At 40.2% G+C, this 14,064-nt stretch carries 16 protein-coding genes; 9 read left to right on the plus strand and 7 right to left on the minus strand.

Translation table 11 applies throughout. The features are described from left to right. Nucleotides 1–332 precede the first annotated feature (332 nt). Entirely contained in the window at nt 333–455 is a 123-nt protein-coding gene (locus H6G68_RS27620) for a hypothetical protein (protein ID WP_277925529.1), read from the minus strand. An 84-nt stretch (nt 456–539) separates the two neighbouring features. On the opposite strand from H6G68_RS27620, the gene H6G68_RS13820 reads away from it, so the two are divergent. Beyond that, nucleotides 540–794: a hypothetical protein gene (locus H6G68_RS13820; protein WP_190907166.1), complete on the plus strand. Its 255-nt coding sequence runs from the start codon at nt 540–542 to the stop codon at nt 792–794. Nucleotides 795–1,057: 263 nt separating this feature from the next. On the opposite strand, the gene H6G68_RS27205 is transcribed toward H6G68_RS13820, so the two are convergent. Both H6G68_RS27205 and H6G68_RS13830 read right to left on the minus strand, forming a co-directional pair. After that, a complete protein-coding gene (locus tag H6G68_RS27205; protein ID WP_339327863.1) occupies nt 1,058–1,342 on the minus strand; it encodes a transposase in 285 nt (94 codons plus the stop codon). Nucleotides 1,343–2,082: 740 nt separating this feature from the next. Next, the gene (locus H6G68_RS13830; RefSeq protein WP_071188057.1) at nt 2,083–2,295 is read right to left on the minus strand and encodes a hypothetical protein; all 213 of its coding nucleotides are present in this window, start codon (nt 2,293–2,295) and stop codon (nt 2,083–2,085) included. A gap of 222 nt (nt 2,296–2,517) precedes the next feature. Here H6G68_RS13830 and H6G68_RS13835 point away from each other — a divergent pair, with 222 nt between their 5' ends. Continuing rightward, complete coding sequence (locus H6G68_RS13835; protein ID WP_190907167.1) at nt 2,518–3,582, plus strand: SGNH/GDSL hydrolase family protein; 1,065 nt, start codon at nt 2,518–2,520, stop codon at nt 3,580–3,582. A 298-nt stretch (nt 3,583–3,880) separates the two neighbouring features. On the opposite strand, the gene larE is transcribed toward H6G68_RS13835, so the two are convergent. Both larE and hrmK read right to left on the minus strand, forming a co-directional pair. Beyond that, entirely contained in the window at nt 3,881–4,723 is an 843-nt protein-coding gene (gene larE / locus H6G68_RS13840; protein ID WP_190907168.1) for an ATP-dependent sacrificial sulfur transferase LarE, read from the minus strand. Between the two features lie 438 nt (nt 4,724–5,161). Further along, the gene (hrmK, locus tag H6G68_RS13845) at nt 5,162–6,994 is read right to left on the minus strand and encodes a hybrid histidine kinase/response regulator HrmK (protein ID WP_190907169.1); all 1,833 of its coding nucleotides are present in this window, start codon (nt 6,992–6,994) and stop codon (nt 5,162–5,164) included. A gap of 183 nt (nt 6,995–7,177) precedes the next feature. On the opposite strand from hrmK, the gene H6G68_RS13850 reads away from it, so the two are divergent. Further along, the gene (locus H6G68_RS13850) at nt 7,178–8,044 is read left to right on the plus strand and encodes a branched-chain amino acid ABC transporter permease (RefSeq protein WP_190907170.1); all 867 of its coding nucleotides are present in this window, start codon (nt 7,178–7,180) and stop codon (nt 8,042–8,044) included. 102 nt (nt 8,045–8,146) lie between these two features. On the opposite strand, the gene psaX is transcribed toward H6G68_RS13850, so the two are convergent. Together psaX and lipA are read right to left on the minus strand one after the other, a co-directional pair. Next, entirely contained in the window at nt 8,147–8,266 is a 120-nt protein-coding gene (gene psaX / locus H6G68_RS13855; protein ID WP_127054883.1) for a photosystem I protein PsaX, read from the minus strand. A 104-nt stretch (nt 8,267–8,370) separates the two neighbouring features. After that, complete coding sequence (lipA, locus tag H6G68_RS13860; protein ID WP_190907171.1) at nt 8,371–9,279, minus strand: lipoyl synthase; 909 nt, start codon at nt 9,277–9,279, stop codon at nt 8,371–8,373. A gap of 506 nt (nt 9,280–9,785) precedes the next feature. Here lipA and H6G68_RS13865 point away from each other — a divergent pair. From H6G68_RS13865 to H6G68_RS13890, 6 genes are all read left to right on the plus strand, one after another. Beyond that, nucleotides 9,786–10,367 carry a response regulator gene (locus H6G68_RS13865; protein ID WP_190907172.1) on the plus strand — a complete coding sequence of 194 codons (582 nt, stop codon included), beginning with the start codon at nt 9,786–9,788 and terminating at the stop codon, nt 10,365–10,367. Nucleotides 10,368–11,062: 695 nt separating this feature from the next. Then, nucleotides 11,063–11,773: a hypothetical protein gene (locus H6G68_RS13870; protein WP_190907173.1), complete on the plus strand. Its 711-nt coding sequence runs from the start codon at nt 11,063–11,065 to the stop codon at nt 11,771–11,773. A 103-nt stretch (nt 11,774–11,876) separates the two neighbouring features. Further along, nucleotides 11,877–12,074 (plus strand): 50S ribosomal protein L35, encoded by a 198-nt coding sequence (gene rpmI, locus H6G68_RS13875; protein ID WP_016951337.1) that lies wholly within the window; start codon nt 11,877–11,879, stop codon nt 12,072–12,074. Nucleotides 12,075–12,095: 21 nt separating this feature from the next. Then, nucleotides 12,096–12,452 (plus strand): 50S ribosomal protein L20, encoded by a 357-nt coding sequence (gene rplT / locus H6G68_RS13880; protein ID WP_016951338.1) that lies wholly within the window; start codon nt 12,096–12,098, stop codon nt 12,450–12,452. Between the two features lie 12 nt (nt 12,453–12,464). Next, a complete protein-coding gene (locus H6G68_RS13885; protein ID WP_190907174.1) occupies nt 12,465–13,280 on the plus strand; it encodes a transporter substrate-binding domain-containing protein in 816 nt (271 codons plus the stop codon). A gap of 151 nt (nt 13,281–13,431) precedes the next feature. Next, nucleotides 13,432–13,956: a tetratricopeptide repeat protein gene (locus H6G68_RS13890; RefSeq protein ID WP_190907175.1), complete on the plus strand. Its 525-nt coding sequence runs from the start codon at nt 13,432–13,434 to the stop codon at nt 13,954–13,956. Nucleotides 13,957–14,064 lie beyond the last annotated feature (108 nt).

Consider the following 14,064-nt stretch of genomic DNA (forward strand, 5'->3'; position numbering starts at 1 on the left):
TTAATATTTACAGTGTCTACCCTGTATAACCTCATGTGCAACTTTTTTCAAGCTCACCATTATAGAGGCTTTGAGGATCAGGATTTTATACAAAAGAGGCTGAAAACCTTGTTCTATTTTAGAAAGTTGCACATCTTGTGTGGATGACAGTGCTGCAATTTCAAGGATTATATTTACATAAATTTATGCTAAACTGCATTTATATAGATTAAATGTAATGATTTGGTTTCTAGGCGGTTCCATGCATTTTACTGTCAGAGCCAATCAATGTCCCAATAATTGCTGATTCGTAATTCGCAATTCTCCTATTCATGAATGCAGAAGAGAGAAAATCACATCGCTTGGCGTTCATGACTTCTAGAAATCAATTCCAGCCGAATTTCTTCATGATTCAGCAGTAACACAGGTTTGATATTGGGCTTTTCGCCTATATTCTCTACTAAATTTACCTGCAATGTGCTGTAAGTTTCTTTACCGACATTAATTGCGAGTTATGAGTTATGAATTGTTACCACTTAATTATCGAGGGGTGATTACCTATGGGTTTTGTTGATGCATTATTAATTACAGCCATCAATGTGGCAGCTTGTTTAGCTTTCCCCAAGCTTCTATCTATGTTTTTGGCTCCTAAAACTAAATTATCTGAGCCATCATCAATGGTTTCTAATTTACAAGCCACCTACATAGAAATCACAAGTTTCCCCTATTGTACAACTTATGCCTTGACTCGTAGACAGTTCTGTAAATTCAGCCCTCATTTCTGTTCCCAGTGTTCTCCTAATGGAGGGGAATAGTGACATTTGGGGATTTTAGCTGGAAACATAAATGTGACATCTACCTGCTTTGGTAGAAATGGGTAATAGTTCCAAAAAGCATAGACAAATATCTCATGCTATTTGTTGGCCGGGAATAACTCCGACAGGGCGTACTACAACGCCACGCCACTTGCTACAACGGGGGGAACCCCCGCAACGCAGTGGCTCCCCTATCCCTAAGCTAAAAGCTGTCGGGACTACTTTTCTTAAAATATTCAAACTACCATTCACATCAGCGTGAATCAGTTTACTATTACCAGCTTTATAAAGCTTAGTTCTGATTCTTCGACCACTAAATTTAACTTCTTTCGAGTCAGCTTTTCCATAAGTAGGAATAGTATCTTTTGATGACTTGGTAGTAAAGATTGTAATTTAGCTTTTCTTTGATTGTAATAACGATTAATTGATTTGATAATCCGCCCGGAAACCAAAACTGGTAAAAATCCCGGCTGGTTTGATGTTAAGGTTGCTAGATTATCTATGCCTAAATCAATCGCTGCTATATTCCTCTGCGTTAAAATAACAATTTTTAATAAAAAAAGATAGAGATTTGTACCTCTCTAACTCACAACCTAAATAATTATAAAAAATATAATTTGGTGATAATTTAAAACATCACATCCCAAGGCAGATAACAAAAAATTTTACAGCTTTATAGCCAGAGTATACAAAAAGTACACAACTATGGCTATAAAGCCAAAATATGTCCTAGTGGACATGATATTTCGGAGAAATTCCAAAAGGATAAGCAGAGAGCAATTCCGCCGAATTTGCTAAAAATTGCCCATACTGATTTTTTTGTCTTTATTTACACCGCTATCAATTAGCGGGAATTAAATTCCATTCAGCACGTTATCCTTAGGGGCTAACTGAGTTTTTTACTCAGTTTCTGAGTCATGAAGGGGATCTGGTTTCAGATCCCTTTACAGGTTCTAAGACAAAGGAATTTGTTGCCAAGATGCAACAATGCCAATGGATGTCTTTTGAATTGAACGAATTGAACGAGGTTTATTTAATAGGTAGTGGCTATGGATTTAGTAAAGGTAGATAGTTCCAAAAAGCATAGACATTTAATTTATACTTCGAGTTTGACGGAGATAAAGCCGACAAGGAACACTACCAGACTTCCTGACACAAACCTACCAACATTTACCTAAAGCAGGGCATTTCTAAATAAATGCATTGATAATGAATCAACCATCACAGGCACAAAGGATCGTGCCGCTATTCCCGAACTAGCGTTGAGAATAACTTGGGTGCGGCAAATTCATATGTCACCATTGACCTGCATTTGATGGACTTGATCCGCTAACTCTTGACGACCTTGATCATCAAGTTTATCAATTGCTAACATCCCCATAAGAATCACTTCTTTCAGGGTTAAACGCGTAGAATGTGCCTGTTTTTGCACAATCTCTTTGATAATTGGACTTACACCGATTGCTGTACTAGCTCTAGCCACGGAAGAACAGGGAAACATTAATGACTTCGGATAAATTTTAGCACGTTAAAAGCAGTTATTGTATATAGCAAAAATTTTTATAAAAATATTTACAGTAATAATTTATACTGGTTTTGCGAAAATACCATTCTGACGGGGGATCTTGATACAAGCGTAAGGAAAGTAAAATTTTCCTGAATTCAGTCAGAGAAGGCTGTCATAAGGAAAAGCAGTGAGTACTTACGAGGAAAGAAAAAAACGATGACGGAACCTTATCTGTTGGCAGCAAGCTTGTTAACAGGATTGGCAGTACCAGCATCGGCTCTCCCAAAGATGTCGAGTATCCCGCCAGAAAATACTGAATTCTTGTGGAATTTCCCACAGGATTCACAGTTACAAGTAGGTAAAAAATTTATCCCCAGTGTTGATATTTCTTTACCAGAATTCAGTAGTCAAGCTGTTTCCGCTAGGGATTTACAGCCCACCCCAGGTAAAAAAATAATACCTAGTGTTGACATCTTGTTAGCACAAGTCAAGAACTACGTTTTGCCAACACCCATAAAATCATCACTGAACTTCAGTTCCCAACCAACTAACCAAAGTCCCGTATCTGGGAATCAACTTTACTACCTGAGATTAGCGTCTCTGAGAACTGGTCAAATTTACACCCGTGTGGATGATGAGGATTTACAGTCTTCCTGGAAGTCCACTAAGAAACAGAAACTCAGTTATGAGGATTGGAAAGACTTATTAGCTATGGAAGCCAGAGCTATTTCCCAAGGACAAGGTACAAATCGTTTGAGTATCTTGGTGGGTGATTCTTTGAGTCTGTGGTTTCCTAAAGAAAAACTGCCTTCTGGTAAATTGTGGTTAAATCAAGGCATATCTGGAGATAGTTCCATAGGAGTTTTCAAAAGATTAGCGGCCTTTTCAGCCACAAAGCCGGAAGTGATTTATCTGATGGTGGGCATCAATGATTTACTCAAGGGTGCTAGTGACTTGTCAATTTTGCATAATCAACGCCTGATTATTCGCCGCTTACGCCAGACTCACCCCAAAAGTCGAATCATTGTCCAATCAATTTTGCCGATTCGCCGGACGAAAATTCCTAACAGCCGTATTCGCCACCTCAATGCCCAAATTGGTGTGATTGCTAAACAAGAAGGTGTTAATTATTTAAATATCCACAATTGGTTTACAGATGTTCAGGGCAACTTACTTTCAGAGTTAACAACCGATGGGGTGCATTTGTCACCAGAGGGATATGATGTATGGCGATCAGCCCTCCAGCAAATAGAATATAGAGTTGCTCAACGGGCGAATTGAGCCTAAGCTCATATATCTTTAAGTTGCATGATCCGCAGTGTCAGAAAGACGCGGAAGGAAACGCTCTGATGCAGTTTAAATGATGATCAGGTTATATAGCAGGAGTCAGGAGTCAGGAGTCAGGAGTCAGGAGGAGGCAGTGTTCGGCTAGAGTTTCCCGACTTGTAGCAACTGCCGTCAACTGCCGTTCAGGAGTCAAACCCTCTTGTAGTGGGAGTTTCATTATCAATTGATGTCCTAACCACCCTGTCCACGGTTATACGTAGCATTCCTATTTGATTTGCTGCCATCAAAAGGTTCAGATACCCGACTTTGCCAAGAAGCTTGGTATCTGGTAGTTTATAACCTGATTTAACTTGCCACTGCGATAACCTTCTAAATCCAGGGTGACGTAGATAAAGCCCAAATTCTGAAATGCACTAACTAAAGTGGGTAAATCTGTAGTCAAGACAAAATCTTTAATTTTTTCTGGTGGTAATTCAATGCGTGCTGTATCATCTGCTGAACGCACTCGTAAATTCTCCCAACCCAATTTTCGCAGATAAACTTCTGCTCTACCAACTCGCTGTAACTTGGCGATAGTAATTTCTTCACCGTAGGGAAAGCGAGAACTCAGACAAGGTTGAGCGGGTTTATCCCACCAAGGTAAACCGAGTTGTTGAGAAAGTTGACGGACTTCGGCTTTGGTGACACTAATTTCGGCTAAGGGCGATCGCGCACCTCTTTCTTTTGCAGCCTGAATTCCGGGGCGATAATCATGCAAATCATCGGCATTTACCCCATCTACCACATAGGGATAGCCTAACTCTAAAGCTAAAGGCTTGAGTGTATCGTGCAATTCACTTTTGCAAAAATAGCAGCGGTTAACAGGGTTAGAAGTGTAATTGGGATTTTCCATTTCGTGAGTCTGGACGATTTGATGGTGAATCCCGATAGTTGCGGCTTGAATTTTTGCGTCTTCCAACTCTTCTGGTAATAGGGAAGGAGAGACAGCAGTTACAGCCAAAGCGCGATCGCCCAACACATCATAGGCAATCTTGGCAACCAATGTACTATCAACTCCCCCAGAGTAGGCAATCAAAGCCTGCTCCATTTCTGCAAATAAAGCTTTTAATTGTTCTAGTTTTTCTATCAAAGTCATTCTGCCAAAACCCCATAGCACCCGACAACTTCTATTTTAGAAGAGCAGAAGGTCATCTTCCCTAAAAAACTGGTAAGTAGGTGGGCGTAATACCGTTTCACTTTCAGGTTGATACAAATGGACAGACGCTCTTACGCGGAAGGAGATTCATTTGTAGCTTTAATTAAGTGAGGGGAATAGGGTTTTAGCCTAATTTTTCTTGTCTGAATCAGGATGCATGGCTCTAGCTTGCGTGGCGTTAGCCATACGCCTCCCGTTAGGGATACAGGATTAGAGGATTTTCAGGATTTGCACTTAAGAATCAATCAAGAAGATTAATAGATTGCAGATAGTTATCAAAAATCATCATCCTGTACATTTTTAAATCCTGTAAATCCTGATTCAGACAAATAATCAAATATCATCATCCTATACATCCTTAAATCCTGATTCAGACAATTAGCTATACTTGGCTACCATACTACCTAAAAGTTGTAAATCTATGGGTTTAGAAATATAGTCATTGACACCGGCTGCTAGACAAGTTTCTCTATCCCCTTTCATAGCCATTGCTGTTTGAGCAATTATGGGTATGTTTTGGTATTGAGAATTTTCTCGCAGTTGTTGTACCAAGTTCAAACCATTGGCATCTGGGAGGCTGACATCAATTAAAATTATTGCTGGTTGCATCTGTGGCAGTGTCGTCCACATTTCAAAAGCATTATTAACACAAATTACCTGATAACCCAATCTACCTAGATAAATTCGCATTAATTCAGCATTGGCTAAATCATCTTCTACCAATAAAACTTGTTTTGAAGAACTAATAACATCACCAGATTCAGCTAGGGATGCAGAATAATTATTTAAATCTTGACTAATTTCTAAATCCTTTGCGGCCTTTACTTCTATAGCTTCTAATACCTTTCCCGTTGGCTTCAGGGGAAGGAGGATGGTAAAATACGAACCGCGATTTACTTCCGATTCCAATTCTAAAGAACCACCATGAATTTCCGCCAGTTGCTTAGTCACTACTAACCCCAAACCAGTACCTTCATTGCTACTAGATGCAGAGTTAGCAATTTGGCTATAAGGACGAAATAGTAAAGCTTGATTTTCTGGAGAGATGCCAATCCCAGTATCCCAAACGGTAAAACGTAAATATAAATCTTGCGTAGTTACTCTTAAACCGACGCTGCCTAAATTTGTAAATTTGACGGCATTGAAGAGTAAATTTAATAGCATTTGTTTAAGTCGCAAAGGGTCTGCTACTAAATTTTTGACATCTGGGTCTATTTCTAGTCGTAGTTTCAAACCTTTATTAGCGGCTTTTTCTTTGACTAAAGCTAAAACATTACGGCATAGTATCGGCACATCAACTACATCCCATTGCACTTCCATTTGGTTAGCTTCAATTTTGGAGAGATCCAAAATATCATTAATCAGACCTAGCAAGTGCTTCCCACTGGATTGGATGATGTGTAAATACTCTTGGTGACGCTGTTTCTCTGGTTCGTAGCCTTGTGCCAGCAGCAGATGGGTGAATCCAATAATAGAACTAAGAGGGGTACGAATTTCGTGACTGGTATTAGCCAGAAACTGGTTTTTGAGTTGATTAGTGCGTTCTAGTTCCTGATTGAAGCTTGCTAACTGTTGACAATCTTGTTGCCAAGATTGTATTTGCTTAAGTTGTGCTAAGGTTCGATCACAATACTCGACTGTTTTTTTGATTAATTGCGATCGCAGTTCATTTAGGGATGGGTTGAGTGGTTCGCAATTAGAGTTGGGGTTAGCTGTGGCAATAATCAGCCATCCTCTCACACCGCTAGAATCCTCAACCAAAGGCCAAGCGCTGGCAGGTTTTTGTCTCTCCATCTGCTGCACATCTTCAAATCTAATGGCAGCGTGTAATCGCAATCGCAGCTTTGTTCCTTTTGTGGATCTTACTTCCAAGGTCAGAGTTTGTGAACTGGGAGAAGCAGAAACATAACAGACCTGACCAACTGTTTCTTGTGGTTGAAACAGAGCAATACCAACGGCACACTGCATTCGACTGCCACTTAAAGCCTTGTGGAGTAAGTTGACCACGATTTGGAAAATTTCTGCTTCTGGAGGTCTTGTCTGTGATATCTGGGTAGAAGCAGAAAGCAGGCAATCGTTGAGACGACACTGCAACTGGTTCAAGCTGCTTTCTAACCACAATTGCTCCCGCAGTTGCTGGATTGTTGTCAAAAGTGCTGGCGTTTTATCTATCTGTGAGTTCTGTTCTGGTAAGCTTGAAGACTGCTGCATGGTCAACTAGACCGCTGAAAAAAGTGATCTTTGCAAGAAAATATGAACCTGATTTTATGTATATTAACGTACAAAATTTTTCTATTTGTCAAATATAACTGATAGTGTCAATTTTAACTGCTAATCGCACCATTATTGAAGGAAATTACACACCGAAAATTTTCTTAATAGAGACTTAAAACAATGGATACACAACTAGCTCAATTAATGATTAACGGTATTGCTGTGGGCAGCATTATTGCTTTGGCAGCAGTTGGACTCACACTTACATATGGAATTTTACGATTATCTAACTTTGCTCACGGTGACTTTCTCACCTTGGGAGCTTATCTCACCCTACTGGTAAATAACCTCGGTCTAAATATTTGGCTATCAATGATTTTAGCGGCTGCGGGTACAGTAGCAGCGATGTTAGTGGCAGAAAAATTGCTCTGGTCAAGAATGCGGTCTATCCGTGCTACTTCGACAACACTAATAATTATCTCGATTGGACTGGCTTTATTTCTCCGCAATGGCATTATTTTCATTTGGGGCGGTAAAAACCTCGACTATAATCTGCCTGTAATCCCGGCTTTAGAATTTGGGCAATTAAAAGTACCGCAAAATCAATTATGGGTACTGGGGTTAGCTGTGCTGGCGATTGTGTTCCTACACTACCTCCTCCAAAACACCAAAATTGGTAAAGCAATGCGGGCTGTTGCTGACGATTTAGACTTAGCGAGAGTATCTGGCATCAACGTTGATAGAGTAATTCTTTGGACTTGGGTAATTGCGGGTACTTTCACTTCTTTAGGCGGCAGTATGTATGGTTTGATTACTGCTGTACGACCGAATATGGGCTGGTTTTTGATCTTGCCTTTATTTGCTTCTGTGATTTTAGGGGGAATTGGCAATCCTTACGGTGCGATCGCAGCGGCTTTCATCATTGGCATCGTACAAGAATTGAGTACTCTTTGGCTAGGTTCTCAATATAAGCAAGGTGTAGCCCTGTTGATGATGATTTTGGTGCTGCTCATTCGTCCCAAAGGTTTATTCAAAGGAACGATTTAACAGTGAGCAGTTTTCAGTTACCAGTTAAATGGCGGATGTGAAACACTACACCATATCCCTGATAACTGTTCACTGATTTGAGCAGCACCAGTCCACTTCTAACTACTCAATGATGTGGAAATAATAAGCTGCTACCAAAAAATTGATAGCCAACAGTAGCAACGCCCAACCTGTACGAAAGACGTAGGTAGGTTTAGCAGCAGTTTTGCCTTTAGCTGTCATTAGCAGTTCTCCTAAATTTGGTGACTTTTTAAGAAATACCAAACAGCAGCGCCAATTGCCCAAATTCTTTAAAAATATTTTTGTAAGAACAGGGAATCGGCTGTTTACGGTTCACTGTTAACTGACCCAGCATGGTAGGAACTACGAACTAGAGGGGCAGAACGGACATGGCTAAATCCCATATCTCTGGCTATGCTGCCCAGTTCCTCAAATTCCTCTGGTGTCCAGTATTTTTGCACTGGCAGATGTTCTAAAGAAGGGCGCATATATTGACCCATAGTTAAGCGATCGCACTTTACAGCCCTCAGATCCGCCATTGTTTCAATTACTTCCTCAATCGTTTCTCCATGTCCCAGCATCAAACCTGATTTAGTGGGAATAGAGGCATCAATTTCTTTGACTGTCGCCAGCACTGCTAAAGAGCGATCGTACTTAGCCCCCCGGCGCACAGGCCCAGTTAGAGAGCGTACCGTTTCCACATTATGGTTAAAACAAGCTGGTTGAGCGGCGATAATCATCCCTATCCGCTGGCGTTGTCCTGCTACACCTGCACCACTCCAAAAATCTGGTGTCAGGACTTCAATTTGAGTTTCTGGGTTTATTTGGCGGATAGCCTCCATCGTCGTCACAAAATGACCCGCGCCCCCATCTGGCAAATCATCACGGGCTACAGAAGTCAACACCACATATTGCAAGCTCAAAATCTGTACTGCTTCTGCTACCTTTTGCGGTTCTTCCATATCTAGAGGCATTGGTGCATGACCTTTATCTACTTGACAGAAAGCACAAGAGCGCGTGCAAGTTGGCCCCATCAGTAAAAAAGTAGCGGTTTTTTGGGCGTAGCATTCCCCCCGATTGGGGCAGCGTCCTTCTTCACAAATTGTGTGAATTTGCCGCTGCTTAATGATACGTTGTACAGTAGAGATTTCACTGGCTTTGCCCAGAGGACGACGTAACCAGCTAGGCATTGCTGTAATTTCTGATTTGAGTTCGGCTTGTCGTGAATAAATCATAGATATCAGGAGTGAGAGCCAAAAATAAAGATAAAAGATATACTAGTCCAGGTTGGCAGAAATAATGGATCAGCTTAAATCAGATAGAAAGCCTTTGAAGAAGACACGGGGACACGGAGACGCTCTTACACCCCATGTCTAAAGCCAGGGGATTCCAGCAAGGAATGTCTTTTTTCTTCTCCACGACTGTAGTCGGGGGCTTGAAACCATTTGCGTCGAACGTCGGACACAGGACACTCTCCGCGTCCTCTTAGGTCACATCAGACTTTTAAAGCTACTGATAATTGATCACTGACATGAGTACGAGTTTTCCACTTGATTAAATTACTATGATACAAATTGATCACAGCACAGACAGCTGTTTGATAAACTACTTGCGTTTTTGAAACTTATACAGAAATATACTCTCCCCCAATTTACATAAATTTTGTATATAGTGGGAGAATTCTTCATTTCAATCGGCAACCAGCCATCTACACTTAAACTTTCTGGTAGAGTAATCAGTCGTGGCAAACAAAATTCTAGTTATTGATGACACCACAGTTGTTAGGGTAAAAGTACGACAAATGTTGCCTCAGCAGGGCAATTTTGAAGTCTTGGAAGCAAAAGACGGTCTCGAAGGATATAATCTCATCCTTCAGGAAAAAGTCAGCTTGATCATGTTAGATTTCATACTACCGAAAATGAGTGGCTGGGAAGTTTTCCAGAAAATTCAAGCCAACTCAGAATTAAAGAAAATTCCTTTGGTGATCATGTCTGGTCGCAAGGAAGAGGTAACGGAAAAAATTCCTGAACCGTTTGAATATTTTGAATTTCTCAACAAGCCTTTTGACCAGAGACAGCTGATTAATGCTATTAAATCAGCTATGGCTATAGCTGCTAAAAAAGGTACTACAGACAGTGCTTCCCCAGTGGTGATAGCACCTAAAAAAGAACTAGTAGTGGTGAAACCTACTGTGGAGAGCAGTATTTCTTCGGTTGATATTGATGCACTAAATGCAAAAATTGTCAAGATGCAAGCAGAAATTGATAACTTGAAGAAACAGCTAACTCAGGTAGTAACATTTATTAAACAGAAAATTAAGTAGTAAGCTGATCATCAATTAAACTGCATCAGAAGCGTAAGAGCGTAAAAATGTCTTGCCAACGCGGCTGATGGAAGCAAATTAAAGGCACATTAGCTTATTGGCTCTTTCTATTATCCCTGCCTTCCAAAATACTTCGGTCGATAACAGCAGTTATGGACTGACTAAACCTGCCGATTTATACATAAATTAACAAAATGGCAGGTTTTTTTGGCTGGGGAAATCCACCTAGTAGTCTGTCAACCCAAAAATGACGGGTGAAGGTAGGCAGGGGGCGCTCTTGAGGTAAAGAAAGCAGGGGAAGAAGAGAATTTTTTCCTATCATTACCCGTCAAATTTATTTTGACGGACTACTAGTGTGGGTTGAGAAATGTTCTGGAGATTAAGGTGGCATTAATTATAGCAAAGTGCCTCGGCTGATAGTGCTGTTAGCGGTAGCGGGTCATTTAGCCCGGATAAACCCAGTTGCTTCAAAGCTTTGAGCAAAAAACACTGTCCTAACGGTTTTTATGTCATTGAGGAGAATGATTAAAAAATCGTCTTTGGAAACCACATCTGTCCATTTGCAGAAAAATTAATTGCTCGTCTTCATCTTCAGATAGGTATTAGATTTATTTCATAGGAAGAAACCTTTATTCTGAACTAACGTCTTAGTTCATACAGCTTAAAGTTTAATTTAATTGTCTATTGACATCGCCATGAAATCTATGATCAAACTGTTAACTCAAATCAACAGCACCCGCAAATTACCTCAAGGGATTATTCTCACCCTGGTCTTAACAAGTTTACTAGCTTGTGGGATGGGAATTACTAACCATAATCCATCGTTAGCTGTTCCTAATACAGAACAGAGACAAACCTCTCAAAACAATTTACCTAAAAGTATTTCTAGAAAATTACTACTGGATGCATCCAAACGTTCTGGAGTGAAAACACGTGATTTGAAAATTACTCAAGTTACAACCAAAACCTTTAGTAATCCTTGCGCTTTTCAATTTGGAGAAATTTGCACTAGGGAATATAGACCGATTCCAGGTTGGGAAGTGGTTGTTAAGGTAAAAAATCAATCATGGACTTATCATGTCAATAGATCTGGCTCACAAATTATCTTAGATCCCAAAATCAGCACTAATCAACTACCTAAAAGTATTGCTGATAAAATTTTGAAAGATGCTGCTCAACGTTCTAGCTTACCGATTAATGCGATAAAAATCACTCAAAGTAACCAGAAAACCTTCAGTAATGCTTGTGTGTTGAACTTTGGTGAAATCTGTACTCAGCAGTATGATCCCGTAGAAGGCTGGGTAGTAACCGTAAAAGTGAAAAACCAATCTTGGACTTACCATGTTGACAAAACTGGCTCAAGCGTTGTCTTAGATCCAAAAATCAACGCTACGTTCAACAATTAAAAAATTTAAATTTCTTCCTTTTGCGCTCTCTGGGCTGCTGCGGTTAGTTCATTTCAATTTTTTTAGTGTATACTATTAGATTGTGTCGAATCAAAGCCATCCCATGCCTAAACTCAAGACTCGTAAAGCAGCCGCCAAGCGATTTCGTGCTACTGGCACCGGTAAAATCGTCCGTCGCAAAGCTTTCAAAAGCCACCTTCTTGAACACAAGTCTTCTAACAAAAAGCGCGGTTTGCGCCAGTCTGCACTTGTACATGAGCGTGACGAAGACAATGTACGCTTGATGCTTCCTTATTTGTAAAACATCACAGGTAGTTAAGATATGACCCGGGTAAAACGCGGTAATGTAGCTCGTAAACGCCGCAATAAAATTCTCAAACTAGCTAAAGGTTTTCGTGGTTCTCACTCAACTCTGTTTAGAACCGCTAACCAACAGGTAATGAAGGCACTTCGCAGTGCTTACCGCGATCGCAAAAATAAAAAGCGCGATTTTCGTCGTCTGTGGATCACTCGTATTAACGCGGCTTCCAGACAACATGGCTTAAGCTACAGCCAGTTAATCGGTAATCTGAAAAAAGCCAACGTGGAACTAAATCGCAAAATGTTGGCACAATTGGCAGTTCTTGATCCTACAAGTTTCGCTAAAGTTGCTGAACTGGCAAACTCAGTTAAAGGATAAAGGTGGCAACGGATGAATAACGGATGTAACATATGGTCAAAAATTAATCAGTTACATCTGGTATTATCCGCTACCTTGTTTTTGATTCTCTGCCTGTGCTTTGGGGGGGAAGGATTGACTGCATCTGCTGCCCCACTGTCAGAAATTGAGCGACGAGGCTATGTAAATATAGCTATTAAAGATAACTTGCGTCCGTTGGGATTTAGGGATAGTAAAGGCGATTTACAAGGCTTGGAAATTGATTTAGCCAAGCGTTTGGCAGGTGATTTGTTAGGTAAAATCGATGCTGTGAAGTTGCAACCAGTGGCTAATAGCGATCGCTTGTCAGTAGTCTTAGAAAATAAAGTTGATCTCACCATTGCCAGAGTCACAGCCACTGAGTCCCGCTCCCGCATTGTCAGCTTCAGTGTTCCTTACTATTTTGATGGTGCAGCAATAGTCACAAAAAATACGGCAATTAATCAGCTAAAAGATTTAGAAAAACGCAAAATAGCCGTACTCAACAACTCCAGCACTATTGATTATGTAAAATATTTTATCCCGAAAGCTGAATTAATAGGCGTAAACTCCTACATTCAAGGACGAGAGCAAATAGAAAGCAACAGTGCTGATGCTTTTGCTGCTGATACCAGCGTTTTGAGTGGGTGGGTACAAGAAGATTCCCAATATCGGCTACTACCAACTAAGCTATCGGCCGAGCCTTTGTCAGTGGTTACACCCAAGGGATTGCAGTACGATGAGTTAAGAAGAAAGGTGAATGAAGCGATCGCTCGTTATACAGTAACAGGTTGGCTCAAAGAACGCGCACAATTTTGGGGATTATCATAGGTAGAGGTGAATATTTATCCTGAGGATAAAACAGTAGGCAGAAGGCATAATTACGAATTACGAATTACGAATTATTTTTTTATTTCCCCATTGTCCCAGAAAGCTGAATAATAGATAGAGAAAGCACTTTTAATATTTGTATTTGTAGGTAATGGATAACAATCTAGTCGTAGTTTATCTCTCAATCTTCGTTGGGTTGCTCGCATTTGCAGGTGTGAGTGTTTTTCGCCAGATTTTCAAAACTCGCAAACTAGAAAGTTCTCTTTCTAAGTTAAAAACCAAGTTAAGTAAAGAAAAGGGAACAGCACAAGAGTATTACGAATTAGCCAGTATTTATTCTGAAAAAAAAGTTTTTACTCAAGCAATACCACTTTTTCAAAAAGCTTTAAAAGCTGCTGAAGAAGAGGGAGAAGAGAGTATTGCTCCAGTTTACAATGCTTTGGGTTATGTTTACTTTGCCCAAGAGCAATATGACTTAGCAATTCGTCAATATAAAGAAGCCATTAAATTGAAACCAGATTATGTATCAGCCCTAAATAATCTTGGACACGCCTACGAGAAGAAAAAACTAAATGCTCAGGCATTAGAAATGTATGAAGAAACACTAAAAGTTTCTCCCAACAATGCTATTGCAAAACGCCGTGCAGAATCTTTACGCCGCTTAGTTTCAGCTTAATTTTGCCCAATCTCAAATTTCACGTCTCAAATTGATAGATGCCTCTTAGATTTGGCGGTTTTTTGATCAGAACGTAGGAATCAATAACTATGTTTTTATCAAACAATG

The organism is Anabaena catenula FACHB-362 (assembly GCF_014698735.1).
GTDB lineage: Bacteria > Cyanobacteriota > Cyanobacteriia > Cyanobacteriales > Nostocaceae > Anabaena > Anabaena variabilis_A.

Bases quoted from the DNA above. Each gene is read 5' to 3' on its own strand.
- psaX (WP_127054883.1), bottom strand. From the start codon at position 8,266: ATGACAGCTAAAGGCAAAACTGCTGCTAAACCTACCTACGTCTTTCGT.
- lipA (WP_190907171.1), bottom strand. From the start codon at position 9,279: ATGATTTATTCACGACAAGCCGAACTCAAATCAGAAATTACAGCAATG.
- H6G68_RS13830 (WP_071188057.1), bottom strand. From the start codon at position 2,295: ATGTTTCCCTGTTCTTCCGTGGCTAGAGCTAGTACAGCAATCGGTGTA.
- H6G68_RS13870 (WP_190907173.1), top strand. From the start codon at position 11,063: ATGAAATCTATGATCAAACTGTTAACTCAAATCAACAGCACCCGCAAA.
- rpmI (WP_016951337.1), top strand. From the start codon at position 11,877: ATGCCTAAACTCAAGACTCGTAAAGCAGCCGCCAAGCGATTTCGTGCT.
- H6G68_RS13850 (WP_190907170.1), top strand. From the start codon at position 7,178: ATGGATACACAACTAGCTCAATTAATGATTAACGGTATTGCTGTGGGC.
- rplT (WP_016951338.1), top strand. From the start codon at position 12,096: ATGACCCGGGTAAAACGCGGTAATGTAGCTCGTAAACGCCGCAATAAA.
- hrmK (WP_190907169.1), bottom strand. From the start codon at position 6,994: ATGCAGCAGTCTTCAAGCTTACCAGAACAGAACTCACAGATAGATAAA.
- H6G68_RS13835 (WP_190907167.1), top strand. From the start codon at position 2,518: ATGACGGAACCTTATCTGTTGGCAGCAAGCTTGTTAACAGGATTGGCA.
- H6G68_RS13820 (WP_190907166.1), top strand. From the start codon at position 540: ATGGGTTTTGTTGATGCATTATTAATTACAGCCATCAATGTGGCAGCT.
- H6G68_RS13885 (WP_190907174.1), top strand. From the start codon at position 12,465: ATGAATAACGGATGTAACATATGGTCAAAAATTAATCAGTTACATCTG.
- H6G68_RS13890 (WP_190907175.1), top strand. From the start codon at position 13,432: ATGGATAACAATCTAGTCGTAGTTTATCTCTCAATCTTCGTTGGGTTG.
- larE (WP_190907168.1), bottom strand. From the start codon at position 4,723: ATGACTTTGATAGAAAAACTAGAACAATTAAAAGCTTTATTTGCAGAA.